This window comes from Chitinolyticbacter meiyuanensis, assembly GCF_008033135.1.
Lineage (GTDB): Bacteria > Pseudomonadota > Gammaproteobacteria > Burkholderiales > Chitinibacteraceae > Chitinolyticbacter > Chitinolyticbacter meiyuanensis.
In genome coordinates this window covers 2022856-2038412 of the sequence record NZ_CP041335.1, presented here as the reverse complement: position 1 = coordinate 2038412, position 15557 = coordinate 2022856, and the positions used below count along the sequence as shown (strand labels likewise).

Genomic DNA, 15557 nt, shown 5'->3' with positions numbered 1-15557 from the left:
GAGCGGCCGACGCCATCCGCTTGCAAGCGGCATGCCCGGCTGCGGCACAGCGCACGGCCCTGCAAGATGTGCCCCGCGTTGAAAAAACTACACGCTTACCCACCCAGACAAGCGAGCGGTCGTGCGCCGTGCGCGGCTGGCATGGCACTTGCGCAATGTCGTCCATCGCCCGTTAGGGCCAGGCCGAAAAGGACACAGCATGGAAAAGTGCGAGCATTGCGGCAGCGAGAGCGAGTGGACGTTCACGCTGACCATCGGCGGCAAGACCCATGTGTTCGACAGCTTCGAACGCGCCATCTTCACCGTGGCGCGGCCGTGCGGGCATTGCGGCAGCCGTATCCTCGGCCATGGCGTGAGCACGCGCTTCGGCCTGTTCTGTTGCGATCGCTGCGCTGAAGGCTTTGAAGCCGCGCTCGACGCCCAGCCACAAGGCTGAGCACGGCGCGCCGGCGCTGCACTATGTACGCGACGATGCCCCCGGCCTGTACCGCCGGCGCCAGGGCAAGGGCTTCGTCTATGCGGACGACACCGGCACGCGGGTGCGCGACGCCACCACGCTCGCCCGCATCGCCAGCCTGGCCATCCCGCCGGCCTACCAGGATGTGTGGATCTGTGCCGATCCCTGCGGCCACCTGCAGGCCACCGGACGCGACGCGCGCGGGCGCAAGCAGTATCGCTACCACCCGGACTGGATTGCGGCACGCAGCCAGCACAAGTACGGCCGGCTCGCCGAATTCGGCCACGCGCTGTCCGCGCTACGGCGCCAGCTGGAAGCTGATCTCGCCCGTCCGGGCCTGGGTGCCGACAAGGTGCTCGCCACCGTGGTGGCGCTGCTGGATGCAACGCTGATCCGCGTCGGCAACACCCGCTACACCCGCGACAACCGCAGTTATGGCCTCACCACGCTGCGCAACCGGCATGTCGACATCAGCGGCGGTGAGCTGTACTTCGATTTCAACGGCAAGAGCGGCGTGCGCCGCCGGGTGCGGCTGAGGCACCCGCAACTGGCGCGCATCGTGCGCCGCTGCCAGGCCCTGCCGGGGCAGACGCTGTTCCAGTACCTGGACGAAGACGGCGTGCGCCATGCCGTCACCTCGCAGGATGTGAACGACTACCTGCATCGTCACGCTGGCGAATTCACCGCCAAGGATTGCCGCACCTGGGCCGCCAGCGTGATGGCACTGGCGCTGTGTCGGCAACGCATGCATACGGTGGAAAGCGCCACGGCGCGCAAGCGCGCCTTTGCCGAGATCGTGCGCGCCGTGGCGGCGCAACTGGGCAATACCGCTGCGGTGTGCCGCAAGAGTTACATCCATCCCGCCATCGAGACGGCCTTTCTCGACGGCGCACTCGATCCTGCATCGCGCCAGCGCGCGCGGCGCCGGCTGAGCGCCGACGAGGTGCGACTGCTGCATTTCCTCGACGTCGCGGAAGCCGGCACGGTACTTGCCCAATGATGGGTACGGCTGGGCAACCAGTTGTCTTTTCCTACCTGAACAGGAGCCCATCATGGCTAACCAACGTCAAGGCAATCAGCAGCAGGACAAACAGCAAAGCCGCAATGCAGGCAACCAGCAGCAAGACAGCTCCAAGCGCAATGCCAATACCGGCAGCAGCAGCCAAAGCAGCCGGCAAGGCACCAGCCAGCAGAAGCAGGACCGTAATTCCTAAGGTCTGCTGATCGGCCTTGAGCCAATCACGAGTGGGCCGGCCCGACGGCCCACTTTTTTCGCCTTCCGCCCTGGGAGCACGTTCATGAGCCATCCCGTAATGCGATTCCTGGTTTTGGCAGCAGCCTTGCAGCTGCCGACGCACGCCGCGCCGGCCACCGCGATCACGTCCACGCCCGCGGCGCGGGTCGATCCTTCCGGCGTGCGCAGCGCCGACAAGGACTTCATCGACCAGGCCGGTGCTTCCGGCCTCGCCGAGATCGAGGCGGCACGGCTTGCGTTGAAGCAGGCCGAAGCCGACGGCGTGAAGCAGCTGGCCAACATGCTGATCGACGATCACACCAAGGCCAACGAGCGCCTCAATACGGTGGCCGCGCTGAAGAACCTGAGCCTGCCAAGCGAGCCGACCGCGCAAAGCCGCAAGAAGATCGCGGAATTGCAGGGCAAATCCGGCAAGGCATTCGACGAGGCCTATCTGAAGCAGCAAAAGGAAGGCCATCAGAAATCGATCGCGCTCTATCGCAAGCAAGCCAAATCGGGGGGCGACGAGGATCTGCGCAGGTATGCCGCCGCTACGCTGCCCACCATCGAAGGCCACTTGAAGCACATCGAGGCGCTGCTGCAGGGCAAGCACGCCAAGGACCACTGAGCTGTCGCTGCGGCCAGCCGGCCGCAGTGCTCATTGCGCGGCGCTGACCCGCCAGATCGCGTTGCCGACATCGTCGGCAACCAGCAAGGCGCCCCGGCCATCGATGGCCACCCCCACCGGACGGCCATGAGCCCCGCCGTCGGCGGCCACGAAGCCGGTCAGCACATCGCGTGGCTGGCCGGCGGGGCGGCCATCGCGGAACGGCACGAAGATCACCCGGTAGCCACTGAGCGGCTTGCGGTTCCACGAACCGTGCTGGCCGACGAACATGCCCTCGCGGTATTCGGCGGGCAGCTGGTTGCCGTCGCCCGCCACCAGGCCCAGCGAGGCGGTATGCGGCCCCAGCGCGTAATCCGGCACGCGGGCACGGGCAACCAGGTCGGGGCGCGGTGGTTCGACACGCTTGTCCACATGCTGGCCGTAGTAGCTGTAGGGCCAGCCATAGAAATCACCGGCGCGCACGGCGGTCAGGTAGTCTGGCACCAGATCGCTGCCGAGCTCGTCGCGCTCGTTCACCACGGTCCACAGCACGTCGCGGCCCGGCGCCCAGGCCATGCCGACGGGGTTGCGCAGGCCGCTGGCGAACATGCGCTTGCGACCGCTGGCGCGCTCCACCTCCCAGATTGCCGCGCGCCCCGTTTCCTCGGCCATGCCGTTCTCGGCGGCATTGCTGTTGGAACCGATGGATACATACAGCCGCGTGCCGTCACGCGAGGCGATCAGGTTCTTGGTCCAGTGGTGGTTGCGTGGCCCGGCCGGCAGCTCGGTCAACGGCACCGGCCGGTACACGATCTGGGTCTGCCCGGTTTCATACGGCATATGCACGATGGCATCGGTGTTCGCCACGTAGAAGGTATCGCCGACCAGCGCCATGCCGAACGGTGAATTGAGACCGGTGACGAAGGCGCTGCGCAGGTCGGCCACGCCGTCGCCATCGGTATCGCGCAGCAGCGTGATGCGATTGGCGCTGGGCGTGGCAGCGCCGGCGCGCTTCATCGTCAGCTTCATCACCCAGCCCTTGATGCCCTTGCCCTCCTGCGGGCGGGCCGGCGCATTGGTCTCGGCCACCAGCACGTCACCGTTGGGCAGCACATACAGCCAGCGCGGATGATCGAGCCCGGCAGCAAAGCGCTGCACATGCAGGCCCTCGGCAGCGATCGGTGCCTCGCCCTGTGCCCAGCCCTTGGCCGGCGCCACCTTCACCGTTGGCCACAGGCCTTGCTCGGGCTCGGGCAGTGCCGGCTGCGGGCCGGTCCCTTCGTCGACAGTCAGGCTGGCCTGCTCCGAACAACCCAGCAGCAGCGTGAGCGTGCCACAGAGCGATAGCGTCGACAGCTTCATGAGGACACTCCTTGCGGCTGCAGCGGGTCGAAGCGCCGCGCGGTCTCCGGCTCGGTCAGCAACGTGACCAGCTGGCGCGTGGCACGCTGCAGCAGCGCCGGGTCGCCACGCGTTTCCACGTTGAGTCTCAACAGCGGCTCGGTGTTGGAACGCCGCACATTGCAGCGCCAGTCGCCAAAATCGAGGCTGATGCCGTCGGTATGATCGATCTCACGCGCCAAGGGCGCGGCCACGGCGTCCAACGCCGCCAGTGCGGCGCCGGCATCGGTCTTCAGGTTGATCTCGCCCGAAACCGGGTAGGCGGCGATGCGCTCGGCCAGCAGTTGCGACAGTGGCTGGCCGGTAACGCTGATGAGCTCGGCGATCAACAGCCAGGGAATCATGCCGCTGTCGCAAAAGGCGAAATCGCGGAAGTAGTGATGGCCGCTCATCTCGCCGCCATACAGCGCTTCTTCCTCGCGCATCCGCGCCTTGATGAAGGCGTGGCCGGTCTTGCACTGCACGGGGATGCCACCGGCGCGGGTGACCAGCTCGCGCGTGTTCCAGATCAGCCGTGGATCGTGCACGATGCGCCCGCCTGGCTGCCGGCGCAGCAGCGTCTCGGCCAGCAGGCCGACCAGGTAATAGCCCTCGACGAAGGTGCCGTGCTCGTCGAACAGGAAGCAGCGATCGAAATCGCCATCCCAGGCCACGCCGAGGTCGGCACCGAGCTGGCGTACGGCGAGCGCGGTGCGTTCGCGCTGCTCGGGCAGCATGGGATTGGGCACGCCATGCGGAAAGCGGCCGTCCGGCTCGTGCTGCAGCCGCACGAACTCCAGCGGCACGCCCACGCCATCGAGCCGCATCGCCAGCGCGTCGATCACATGGCCGGCAGCGCCATTGCCGGCGTTGACCACCAGCTTGAGCGAGCGCATCGCGCCCAGATCAACGAAATCGATCAGCTTGTTCACATAGGCGTTGAGCACCGAGCCCGCGCGCACCGTGCCGCGCTTCACCGGCTCGACAAACTCGTCCTGCTCGGCCCGCCGGGCGATATCGAGCAGGCCGTTGTCGCAGCTCACCGGCCGTGCGCCTTCGCGCACGATCTTCATGCCGTTGTATTCGGCGGGGTTGTGGCTGGCGGTGACCTCGATGCCCCCATCGACACCCAGGTGGGCAGTGGCGAAGTAGATTTCCTCGGTGCCGGTGAGGCCGAGGTCGATCACATCGCAGCCGCCTTCACTGAGGCCGCGCATCAGCGCGCGCTTGAGCTCCGGCGTCGACAGCCGGGCATCGCCGCCGACCACCATGGTGCTCGCCGACAGCACCTCGCAGCAGGCACGGCCGATGCGGTATGCCACCTTGGGCGTCAGCGATTCGCCCACCCGGCCGCGCACGTCGTAGGCGGTGAAGCAATCGAGCGTAGTCGCCATCAGCCGGCTGCCCGCAGGTCGCGGCCATATTGGTCGTCGAGCCGCACGATGTCGTCCTCGCCGAGGTAAGCACCCGACTGCACCTCGATCAGCTCCAGCGGCACCTTGCCAGGGTTCTCCAGCCGGTGCACCGTGCCGAGCGGGATATAGGTGGACTGGTTCTCGGTCAGCAGCCGCACTTCGTCACCGCACACCACGCGCGCCGTGCCGCGCACCACGATCCAGTGCTCGGCACGGTGGAAATGCATCTGCAGCGACAGCGCGGCACCGGGCTTCACCACGATGTGCTTCACCTGGAAGCGCTCGCCAGTATCGATGCCCTCGTAGCTGCCCCAGGGCCGATGCACCCGGCGATGCCACAGCGATTCGGCCCGGCCGTCGGCATTCAGCCGCTCGACCACCTTTTTCACGTCCTGCGCCTTGTCCTTGGTGGTCACCAGCACTGCATCGGCAGTCTGCACGATCACCAGGTGATCGACGCCGATGGCCGCCACCACGCTGCTCTCGGCCCGGATGTAGCAGTCGCTCGCTGCCTCGGCGATCACGTCGCCGACCAGGTTGTTGCCCGCCTCGTCCTGCTCGCACACTTCGGCCAGCGCGGACCAGCTGCCGATGTCGCTCCAGCCCAGGTCCTCGGCCGCGATCATCGCCGCGCGATCGGTGTGCTCCATCACCGCGTAGTCGATCGATGCATTGGCCGCCTCGGCAAAGCGCTCGGCGCCGAGCAGGAAATACGGCGGATCGCCGTGGCCGGCCTCGACGGCCGCCGTCACCGCCGCCAGCATGTCGGGTTGCAGCCGCTGCAGCTCGGCAAGATAGGCATCGGCGCGGAACAGGAACATGCCGCTGTTCCAGTAGTGCTGGCCGCCGGCGACAAAGGCCTCGGCACGCGCGGTGTCGGGCTTCTCGACGAATTCGGCCACACGATGCAGCGCGCCGCCGGCCAGCGCCTCGCCCTGACGGATGTAGCCGTAGCCGGTGTGCGCGCAATCGGGCCGGATGCCGAAGGTGACAAGCAGGCCATCGCGCGCAGCCGGCAACGCGGTTTCGACCAGCGCCTGGAAATGCGCATGCTGGCGGATCAGGTGATCGGACGGCAGCAGCAGCAGCAGTGCATCCGCTTGGTCACGCAGCGCCAGCAGTGCGGCCGCGGCCGCGGCCGGCGCAGTATTGCGCCCGGCAGGCTCCGCAATGATGTGCGCCGGCTCGCAGCCGATGGCGGCAAGCTGCTCGTACACCATGAAGCGCTGCGCCTCATTGGTCACCACGATGGGTGCCGCCACATCGAGCCCGGCGAGCCGGCCCACCGTCTGCTGCAGCAGCGTGCGCTCGCCGGACAGCGCGAGCAGTTGCTTGGGATGGCCGGCGCGCGACAGCGGCCACATCCGCGTGCCACTGCCGCCGCACAACACCACGGGAATCAGGGTATCCATCGCAATCTCCTCAGGCGGCCTGGCGGGGCTGCAGCATCTGCGGCACCACGCGCGAGGTGCCGGTAACGGTGCCAAGCGCATCACACCAGTCGGCCACGAACCGATCGATGCCAAAGCGCGCCAGCGCATGGCGCTGAGCCCCTTCGCCCAGCGCCCGTGCCAGCTTCGGTTCGGCCAGCAAGGCCTGCATGCGGCCTGCAAGCCGCTCGGGCTCGGTATCGAGGTAACCGGATACGCCGTTCTCGATGGTGGTGACCATCTCGGTGGTGGCGAGGCCAACAATGGGCATCCCCAGCATCATCGCCTCGATCACCGCCAGCCCCAGGCTGGTGTAGCGAATCGGATTGAAGAAGAAGCGGTACTGCGCGGCAAAGGCCGGCAGCCGGTCGTGCCGCACCTCGCCCAGTCCGCCCGCCTCCGCCGCGCCCATACCGACAAGATCGAGCGGCACCCGCTCGCGCAGCGCCGTGTAGAGATCGGCGCCAAGCCGGCGGCCCCGGGTGGCCATGTTGTTGACCACGACCAACCCGCGATCCAGCTTGCCGCTGTAGCGCGCACTGGCGGGTGGCAACACACCGTGTTCGATCACCCGGGTGGGCGTGCGGTTGTTGTCCCACATCAGCCGGTTGAACGGCGTGACATGGACCAGCAGCATGTCCGGATCATCCACCGGATGCCGGGTGTCGGTGGGGGATTCGCGCGGTGGATCGTGTTCCAGGTAGATGCGTGGCAGCGCACGCTGCGCCGGCGTCAGCCACTGATGCTGGTCTTCCAGGTAATGCGCATGGTGCTGGAACAGCACGCAGTCGAATTCAGCATCGGCCAGCGCCGCCACCGGCATGTCGTGCACGTTGTCGCCCCAGGCGAAGTGGCCATGGCGGCCGACATAGCCGGCCGGCCGCTCGGGCTTGGACAGCACGTAGAAATCGTGTGGCACCTGCGTCAGGTAGTACAGGTAGCTGCCATGCACATGCCAGGTCAGGATCTTCAATCGACGCATGGCGCCCTCCTCATGGTGATGACCGATGCCCCGCCCGCCACCCGCACCGCGGGCCGGGACCAGACAACAGGATGGAGCTGCGCCTCGCCAGGCTGCGGCAGCAGCGACAGCACGGCGTCGGCCACCTGTTGCGGCGTCACCCGACGCAGGCAGTCGTGGTGGCCCTGCGGGCACACGCTGTTGTAGCAGTACTTGCACGGCACATCGTGGTAGAGCAGCACATGCCGCACCAGCCACGGCGTGTGCTGCGGATTGGTCAGCGCGTAAAGATCGACCAGCGGGGTATCGAGCGCCGCCGCCATGTGCGCGGGGCCGCTGTTGTTGCTAAGCACCACGTCCGCCCGCTTGATCGCCGCCGCGAGCTCCGCCAGATCGACCTGGCCCGCCAGCGACAGCGTCGGCACGCCGGCCCGTTGCCGGATCTGCTCCACCTCGGCCACTTCGCCGGCCGAACCGGTCAGCACCACCTGGCAACCGGCTTCAACCAGCAGCGCGATCGCCGCAGCGAAACGATCGCCCGGATAGCGGCGCGACGGCGCAGTGGCGCCGGTATGCACCACCACGCAGGAACGCTCGGCGTCGTAGCCCTGCGCCAGCAGCAGGCGCTCGACGCGGCGTTCGGCCTCCACCGGTACTTCCAGCGACATCCGCCGTGCCACCGGCCGGCAGCCGACGGTGTCGACGAGATCGAGCTGGCGCTGTACCTCGTGCCGGGTGCCGCCCTCCGGCTCGATTTCCTTCACCCAGTCGCTGAGCAGGTGGTAGGGATTCTCGCGGCAATGCGCCAGCCGCAGCGGAATACCGGCCTGGTAGCAGAAATACGCGGCCGGCAGCGGGTTCTGGCTGTAGACGGTGAAGATCACCACCGCGTCGAACCCGCGCGCCGCAATCGCGGCACGCACGCGCTCATCCTGGGCTGGCGAGACAGTGCCACCCTTCATCCACGGCGCCTCGAACTCGATCACATCGTCGATCTCCGGCACCAGCCGCGCCAGCGCCGCGCCCGAGGGCGAAGCCAGCAGCGTGATGTGCCGGCCTGGCAACGCCGCCTTCAGCGCGCGGATTGCCGGCGTGGTCATCAGCACGTCACCCATGTTGTCGAGCCGCACGCACAGCACGCGCCGTGCGGCCTGCCAGGCGGCGCTCATCGCGCACGCTCCAGCGGCGTATGCGACAGCAGTTGCAGCATCGCGATATGGCTGGCTGCATCGAGCAGATCGCGCGCCAGGAAATCGGGCTTGCGCAGCGGCGACATCACCCATTCCGTCTCGTTGCCGTTGTCGAGCAGGATGCTGCGACAGCCGGCGCGATGACCTGCCTCCACATCATCGAGGATGTCGCCGATGAACCAGGAACGGGCGAGATCGATATCGTGCTGCTCGGCCGCCTGCAGCACCAGCCCCGGCGCCGGCTTGCGGCAGTTGCAGCCCGGCGAGCCTGCCTCGGCCGGTGCGTGCGGGCAGTAATAGAAGCCGTGCAGACCAGCCCCCTCACAGGTCACCAGCTGCAGGATGCGCTGCGACACCTGCCCCAGTGCGGCCGCTGAGAAATACCCCAGGCCGACGCCGGCCTGGTTCGACACCACGAACAACCGATAGCCGCATTCAAGCAGCAGCGCGAGGCCCGGACCGGCGTTGTCGGTCAACGAGATCAGTTCGGGATCGACGTTGTAGGGCACGTCCTCGATCAGCGTGCCGTCCTTGTCGACGAACACGGCGGGTACGCTCATGACTGCAACGCCCCCAGCCACTTGGCGCGGACCTCGCCGTCCTGCAACGCCGTGCCTTCCACTTCCCACCACGGCCCGGTTTGCAGCAGCTCCACTTCGCGGTCGGCCACCACGTAGTAGACGGCGGCGATATCGCGCGCCACTTTCTCCCAGGTGAACTCGCTGTTCACGCGGCGCAGCGCACTGCGGCCCATGCGGCGGATCTGCTCGGGATGCGCGTAGAACTGCGCCAGCCGCCGGCCCAGCACCTGCGGCTTGTGGGGCGGTACCAGAAAGCCGGTCTTGCCGTCGACGATGCTGTGCTTGAGCCCGCCGACATCGGCGCCGATCACCGGCGTGCCGCAGGCCATGGCTTCGAGCGGCGTGATGCCGAAGGGCTCGTACCACGGCGTGGTGATCAGTGCGTCGGCCGCCGCGTAGTAGAGCTTCAGCAGCTCACGCGAGCGCCGGCCGGTGAAGATCACACGCTGCCCGGCCCCCTCCTCCTCGGCGATGCGCGTCAACCGCTCGATCTCCGGCGTGAGCTGCGGATCGGGGATATCCGAATTGCCGCCGACGATCAGCAGCGTGGCGTCGATGCCATGGTCGCGCTTCAGATGCCCTACGCCACGGATCGCATTGTCGATGCCCTTGCGTGGCACCAGGCGGCCGATGTTCACCAGGATGCGCTCGTCCTGGGCAAATCCCAGGGTCTGGCGAGCGAACTTCTGCGACACCGGCCAGAACTCGTCCTTGTCGAAACCGCAGGGCACGATGTAGAGCTTGGCCGGATCGGCGCCGTACAGCGTTTCCAGGTCGAGCTTGTCCTGCGGGCATTCGGCGATGATGGCGTCGGCCTCGGCCACCAGCGTCTCCTCGATGTCGAGCCGCTCGGGCGGGAACTGGTCGGCCTCCTGCTGGTGCTGGCGCCTCACCTGGCCCAGCGCATGGAAGGTGATGACGAAGGGCGTACCCAATGCCTGCTTGACACCCATCGCCACCATGCCCGACATGAAGAAATTGGCATGGATCAGGTCGTACTGACCGTGCTCGCGGCAAAAGCCGATCATCCAGCGCGCGAAGTCCGCCATATGCGGCAACAGCTCTTCCTTGCGCACGAACTCGGCCGGCCCGGCCGGCACATGGATCACGCGCACGCCGGAGCACCACTCGACGATGGTGGGCAGCGTCTCCTGGTCGCGACGGGTGAACACGTCGACCTGGTGCCCCAGCTGGGCGAGCTGGCGGGCGACATGGGCGACGTAGACATTCTGGCCGCCGCTGTCGACCCCGCCCAATACCGCCAGCGGTGAGGCGTGATCACTGATCAATGCGATGCGTTGCGTCATGATGGCTCTCTCTAGTGCGTTGAAGGCGGGGTGCCGGGGCATGGCCGCACCCACGTTTCCTTGTCTGAGCAATCGCTGTTCCGTGCCCCGCTTCAGTCGCAGAGCAGTTCAACAAGCCACTGATAAACAAGGGATTTTCTTCATGCCATTCCGCGAGCTGGTGTCGGTTCGCCACCGACAGGGCTCGCGTGCATTGCCGCGCAACTATTGCAACGGTGTGTACGCTTTTCGAAAGCGTTGGTGACCATCAGTCCGCGTCGGCCTGGCCGGCGAGCGCGTCGCCCAGCCGCGCCTCCGCCGTTTCGAGCTTCTTCTCGCGCTGCTGCAGCAGCCACATCTGCGCGTAGATGCCGTGGCGCGCCAGCAGCTCGGCATGGTTGCCGCGCTCGACGATATGGCCGTGCTCCATCACCAGGATCTCGTCCGCATGGGCGATGGTGGACAAGCGGTGCGCGATGACGAGCGCGGTGCGATCGCGCGAGATGCGCTCGAGCTCGGCCTCGATCGCCGCCTCCGACTGCGAATCGAGCGCGCTGGTCGCCTCGTCGAAGATCAGGATCGGCGGGTTCTTCAGGATGGCGCGGGCAATCGCCATGCGTTGGCGCTCGCCCCCCGATAGCTTTACGCCGCGCTCACCCACCTCGGTGTGGTAACCGGACGGCAGCGCCTGGATGAAACGGTGGATGTGGGCGGCGTTGGCGGCGGCGACGATCTGGGTGCCACTGGCACCGCGCCGGCCGTAGCCGATGTTGTAGGCGATGTCGTCGTTGAACAGCACCGTATCCTGCGGCACCACGCCAATGGCGCTGCGCAGGCTCTCCTGCGTGATCGCCCGGATATCCTGGCCATCGACCAGGATGCTGCCGCTTTCCACGTCGTAAAAGCGCAGCAGCAGCCGCGCCAGCGTAGACTTGCCCGAGCCGCTGCCGCCGACCACCGCCACGGTGTGCCCGGCCGGGATGCGGAAGCTCACGTCGTGCAGGATGGGCCGATCCGGCTCGTAGCGGAACGACACGTTGCGGAATTCCACGCTGGGCTCGCGGATCTGCAGCGCCAATGCATCCGGCGCATCGGTGATCTCCGGCGCCTCGGCCAGCAGTTTCAGCAACTGCTCGGCATTGGTCTGCGCATCCTTCGATTCGCGGTAGACGAAGCCCAGCGTATTGAGCGGCAGGCAGACCTGGATCACGTAGGCATTGATCAGCACCAGATCGCCGACGGTGAGCGTGCCGCGCACCACGTCGAAGCCCGCGAGCAGCATCACCGAGGCAACGCCGGCGCCGATGATCAGGCTTTGGCCCACATGCAGCACGAACAGCGATTTCTGGTTGCGCACCATCGCATCGACCCAGTCGTCGAGGATGCTGCGCAACCGCGAGGCCTCGGCCGCTTCACCGGTGAAGTACTTCACGTTGTCGTAGTTGATCAGGCTGTCGGCCAGCCGGCCCTTGGCATTGCTGTCCAGCCGGTTCACCCGCCGTTGCCGCAATGTGCGCCGGCTGGTGACGACGAAGGTGAACACCGAATAGACGATGAAGGTGGCGAGGATGATGCCGGTGAAGCTGTCCGGATAGCGCAGCAGGATTACCGCCAGCACCATGATGAATTCGACCAGCGTCGGCACCAGCGTGAACAGCCCGGCACCCAGCAGGAAGCCGACGCCATTGGTGCCGCGGTCGATATCACGCAGCAGGCCACCGGTACGACGCTTGGCATGGAAACGCGGCGATAGCGCATGCAGGTGCACGAACACCCGGTGTGCGTAGTCGGAGACGATGTTCTGCGTCACCCGCGAGAACACCAGGTCGCGCAGCTCGTTGAACAGCGTGCCGGAAAAGCGCAGCAGCGCGTAGCCGACCAGCAGCAGCACCGGCACTGCCTGCACCACCTCCGGCCGGCTCAGCGCATCGATGATGGCCTTGAGCGCCAGCGGCACCGCCACCACCGCCACCTTGGCCAGCAACAGCAGCGCCAGTGCGCCGATCACCCGCCCTCGGTAGCGCCACGCGGCGGTCAGCAACTCGCGCAGCACGGCGCGCGAGGACGGTCTTTGACGACGGGGCGGATCGGCTCGGGACATGGAAACCTCGCGCTGGGGGACGGGAACACGCGGCGGCCGGCCGCGCAGCAAGGCTCCGTGGCCGAGCAAGCGCCGTGCCGACAACCGGTCGGCCTCGCTGGCGCGACGCGGGCACGCCGCGTGCTGCAGCGCGGCATCCCTCGTCACCGGAGCCGCCCATGTACGCAACAGCCGCCAGCACCACCGATCTCAACGAACGCCAGCAGGCGTCTTGGCTGGAAAGCCATGCCCCCCGATCCATCGTGGTGTTTCGCGCGCTGCAGATCGGCGACATGCTGTGCGCGGTGCCGGCCTTGCGCGCATTGCGCCATTGCCTGCCACGCGCCCGCATCGCGCTGGCCGGCCTGCCCTGGGCAGCCACGCTGGCCGAGCGGCTGCCGCAGCTGATCGATGAATTCATTCCCTTCCCCGGCCACGCCGGGCTGCCGGAACAGCTGCCCGAGCCGCGGGCCTATCGTGAATTCCTGCACCGGGTACAGGCGCGACGCTTCGATCTGGCGATCCAGCTGCACGGCAGCGGCGCCGTCACCAACGAGATCGTCAGCGCCTTCGATACCCCGTGGCTCGCCGGCTTCCACGATCCGGCCGCACCGGTGTGCACCACCTTCCTGCCCTACCCCGAACGCGGCCATGAGATCCACCGATTGCTGGCACTGACCAGCCACCTGGGTGCGGCCGCCTACGGCGATTATCTGGATTACCCGTTGCTGCCCGCCGATGCCGCCGAGCTTGCTGTCAGCGGCGTGCCGCTACCGCCACCGGGCAAGGGCTATGTGTGCCTGCATCCGGGCGCGCGTGATCCGCAGCGGCGCTGGCCGGCGCGGCGCTTTGCCGAGATCGGCGATGCACTCGCCGATCGCGGCCTTACCGTGGTGCTGACCGGATCGGAACAGGAACGACCGCTGACCGCGGCAGTGGCGGAAGCGATGCGCTCCCCGGCACTCGATACCGCCAGCCCGCTGTCGTTCGGCGCGATGGCCCAGCTGATGCAGGGTGCGCGGCTGGTGGTGTCGAACGATACCGGCACCTCCCATCTCGCCGCTGCGCTGGCGCTACCCAGCGTGGTGATCTTCCGCAGCTCGGAGCTGCCACGCTGGGCGCCGCTCGACGTGGTACGCCACCGGGCAGTTTGGGATCCGGAAGGCGTGCGCGTTCACACGGTGCTGAGCGAGGCGATGGCCCTGCTGGCACTGACCTCACGATAGAGCGTCAGCGCCGCCTGGCGCACCTCGTGCTCGGTCACGTCGGCAACCAGGCTGGCGGTATGGCTGCACGGCCCCTGAGCGATCTCGCGCCCGCATTCCGGGCAATGCACGCGCAGCGACACGGTGTGGCATTGGCGGGCCGCCACCAGGGGCGCCGAGATCAGCAGGTTGGTGAACCAGTAGATGCCGACGCTGGCAGTGCCCACCGCCTGCGCCAGGTGCAGCGGCCCGGTATCGTTGGATACCAGCAGCGTGGCGCGGCGCAGCACCCCCACCAGGCCGGATAGCGACAGCCCGTGCGCTGCCAGATCGATGGCGGGATGGTGCATGTTGGCGATCACCGCGCGGACCAGCTCGCGCTCATCCGGCCCACCGTTCACGGCGATGCGGGCGCCGGCTGCGGCCAGTGCGTCGGCCACGGCGGCAAAGCGCTCAGGCGGCCAGCGGCGGCGCGGATCGGTGGCGCCGGGCTGGATCAGCACCAGCGGCACTTCGGCCGGTGGCACCGCGCGATCGGCCTCAGCCAGATCCCGCGGCAGCACGGCAAGCCGCGCATCGAGCGTGGCGGTGCGCGCGCCGACCAGCCCGACCACCTCCAAGAGGCGCAGCCGTTCGTTCTGCAGGTACACATAGGGCAGCGAGCGCGTCAGCCGCGGCGCATCCGGTGCGTGCATGCCCAGGTAATGCCGCGCGGCGATGCGGCGCAGGAATGGGTTGGAATAACCGCCACCGCCGTAGAGCTGGATCGCCAGATCGAAGGGCTCGGCATTGAGGTCGTCGAGAAAACGCGCGATCGCCGCCGGATCCTCCACCGCATCCGGCGCGGCACCGACACCGCACACCGGTGGAAGCACCACCACCCGGTCGATGGGACCGGGCCGCCCGGCCAGGAACTCGGCCTGCCAGGGCTTGCCCAGCAGCGTGATGCTGGCCTGCGGATAGGTTTCGCGCAGTGCCGTCAGCGCGGGCAACGCGAACACGAAATCACCGACGGCGCACGGCCGCAGCACCGCGATCCGTGTCACGTCGGGTAGCGGCAGCACCATGGCGGCGCTCATGCCGCAGCCCGGAGCGTGGCGCCGTAGAGCGCCGGGTTCAGCGCCGGATCGTTGTACATCTTGAACTGGCGATAGACACGGCAGCACGCCGTGCCCGCGCCGAGCTCAAGCAGCAGTTGCGTCAGGCAGCTCGCCAGATCGCTGCGCTGCTGCTGCAACACTGCAAGCTTGTCGCTGCAGCGGCGCACATGCTCGGGGCCGGCCTCGCTGCGCAAGCTTTGCAGATGCATGTGATGGATTTTCAAAGCCAGGATGGACAGCCGGTCGATCATCGCGCCGGGGGTTTCGCTGTGCTGGCGCGCGCCTTCCTGCAGCTCGACATCGGCGTATGCGGCCAGCAGGCATTCGTCGATGCGCTCGACCGCATCGTTGCGCTGCTGGTTGTAGCGGTCGATCGCCCGCTTGCAGCGGACGATCACCGCATCGGCCACGTCGGTGCGCCGCGCCTCATCCTCCGCCAGCCACAACTGGCGGTTGAAGTGGTGGTTGCGCACCACCCAGTGCGCCGCGCCGGCGTCGCCCTCGGCATCGAGATCGGCCGGCTCGCCGGGCGTGGCCAGCATCTGGCTGTGGGTATCGAGCACCCAGGGAACGGACAGGTCGTGCATGGTCATCTCCTCTCAAGGCGGAATGCCTCGACAGCAGAAAGCGT

General features: G+C 67.5%; 15 protein-coding genes. 5 read left to right on the top strand and 10 right to left on the bottom strand.

All coding sequences use genetic code 11. The annotated features are described in order from the left end of the window. Positions 1 to 199 precede the first annotated feature (199 nt). The 4 genes from FLM21_RS09855 (at position 200) to FLM21_RS09845 (ending at position 2319) form a co-directional block, all read left to right on the top strand. Positions 200 to 436: a metallothionein gene (locus FLM21_RS09855; RefSeq protein ID WP_148715399.1), complete on the top strand. Its 237-nt coding sequence runs from the start codon at positions 200 to 202 to the stop codon at positions 434 to 436. Continuing rightward, the gene (locus FLM21_RS09850; RefSeq protein ID WP_222846812.1) at positions 402 to 1457 is read left to right on the top strand and encodes a DNA topoisomerase IB; all 1056 of its coding nucleotides are present in this window, start codon (positions 402 to 404) and stop codon (positions 1455 to 1457) included. The genes FLM21_RS09855 and FLM21_RS09850 overlap by 35 nt, the downstream gene beginning before the upstream one ends. A gap of 52 nt (positions 1458 to 1509) precedes the next feature. Next, a complete protein-coding gene (locus tag FLM21_RS20815; RefSeq protein WP_187360173.1) occupies positions 1510 to 1671 on the top strand; it encodes a hypothetical protein in 162 nt (53 codons plus the stop codon). A gap of 84 nt (positions 1672 to 1755) precedes the next feature. Then, complete coding sequence (locus FLM21_RS09845) at positions 1756 to 2319, top strand: DUF4142 domain-containing protein (RefSeq protein ID WP_148715398.1); 564 nt, start codon at positions 1756 to 1758, stop codon at positions 2317 to 2319. A 30-nt stretch (positions 2320 to 2349) separates the two neighbouring features. On the opposite strand, the gene FLM21_RS09840 is transcribed toward FLM21_RS09845, so the two are convergent. From FLM21_RS09840 to FLM21_RS09805, 8 genes are all read right to left on the bottom strand, one after another. Beyond that, on the bottom strand, positions 2350 to 3660 hold the full coding sequence (locus FLM21_RS09840) for a PQQ-dependent sugar dehydrogenase (RefSeq protein WP_148715397.1): 1311 nt from the start codon (positions 3658 to 3660) through the stop codon (positions 2350 to 2352). After that, the gene (locus tag FLM21_RS09835; RefSeq protein ID WP_148715396.1) at positions 3657 to 5072 is read right to left on the bottom strand and encodes a phosphohexomutase domain-containing protein; all 1416 of its coding nucleotides are present in this window, start codon (positions 5070 to 5072) and stop codon (positions 3657 to 3659) included. Before FLM21_RS09835 ends, FLM21_RS09840 begins: the two co-directional genes overlap by 4 nt. Continuing rightward, entirely contained in the window at positions 5072 to 6505 is a 1434-nt protein-coding gene (locus tag FLM21_RS09830) for a mannose-1-phosphate guanylyltransferase/mannose-6-phosphate isomerase (RefSeq protein ID WP_148715395.1), read from the bottom strand. The genes FLM21_RS09835 and FLM21_RS09830 overlap by 1 nt, the downstream gene beginning before the upstream one ends. A 10-nt stretch (positions 6506 to 6515) precedes the next feature. After that, on the bottom strand, positions 6516 to 7505 hold the full coding sequence (locus FLM21_RS09825) for a glycosyltransferase (protein ID WP_148715394.1): 990 nt from the start codon (positions 7503 to 7505) through the stop codon (positions 6516 to 6518). After that, positions 7493 to 8653, bottom strand: coding sequence for a lipopolysaccharide heptosyltransferase II (gene waaF, locus FLM21_RS09820; protein ID WP_148715393.1), 1161 nt, complete (start codon positions 8651 to 8653; stop codon positions 7493 to 7495). The genes FLM21_RS09825 and waaF overlap by 13 nt, the downstream gene beginning before the upstream one ends. After that, entirely contained in the window at positions 8650 to 9234 is a 585-nt protein-coding gene (locus tag FLM21_RS09815) for a D-glycero-alpha-D-manno-heptose-1,7-bisphosphate 7-phosphatase (RefSeq protein WP_148715392.1), read from the bottom strand. Before FLM21_RS09815 ends, waaF begins: the two co-directional genes overlap by 4 nt. After that, a complete protein-coding gene (locus tag FLM21_RS09810; protein ID WP_148715391.1) occupies positions 9231 to 10562 on the bottom strand; it encodes a glycosyltransferase family 4 protein in 1332 nt (443 codons plus the stop codon). Before FLM21_RS09810 ends, FLM21_RS09815 begins: the two co-directional genes overlap by 4 nt. Positions 10563 to 10809: 247 nt before the next feature. Beyond that, positions 10810 to 12642, bottom strand: a complete 1833-nt coding sequence (locus FLM21_RS09805; RefSeq protein WP_148715390.1) for an ABCB family ABC transporter ATP-binding protein/permease — start codon at positions 12640 to 12642, stop codon at positions 10810 to 10812. A 158-nt stretch (positions 12643 to 12800) separates the two neighbouring features. Here FLM21_RS09805 and FLM21_RS09800 point away from each other — a divergent pair, with 158 nt between their 5' ends. Beyond that, positions 12801 to 13847 carry a glycosyltransferase family 9 protein gene (locus FLM21_RS09800; protein ID WP_148715389.1) on the top strand — a complete coding sequence of 349 codons (1047 nt, stop codon included), beginning with the start codon at positions 12801 to 12803 and terminating at the stop codon, positions 13845 to 13847. Here FLM21_RS09800 and FLM21_RS09795 read toward each other — a convergent pair. Both FLM21_RS09795 and FLM21_RS09790 read right to left on the bottom strand, forming a co-directional pair. Then, positions 13796 to 14905 (bottom strand): glycosyltransferase family 9 protein, encoded by a 1110-nt coding sequence (locus FLM21_RS09795; protein WP_222846811.1) that lies wholly within the window; start codon positions 14903 to 14905, stop codon positions 13796 to 13798. The two genes, FLM21_RS09800 and FLM21_RS09795, sit on opposite strands and share 52 nt — an antisense overlap. Then, positions 14902 to 15513 carry a DUF4254 domain-containing protein gene (locus FLM21_RS09790; RefSeq protein ID WP_222846810.1) on the bottom strand — a complete coding sequence of 204 codons (612 nt, stop codon included), beginning with the start codon at positions 15511 to 15513 and terminating at the stop codon, positions 14902 to 14904. The genes FLM21_RS09795 and FLM21_RS09790 overlap by 4 nt, the downstream gene beginning before the upstream one ends. Positions 15514 to 15557 lie beyond the last annotated feature (44 nt).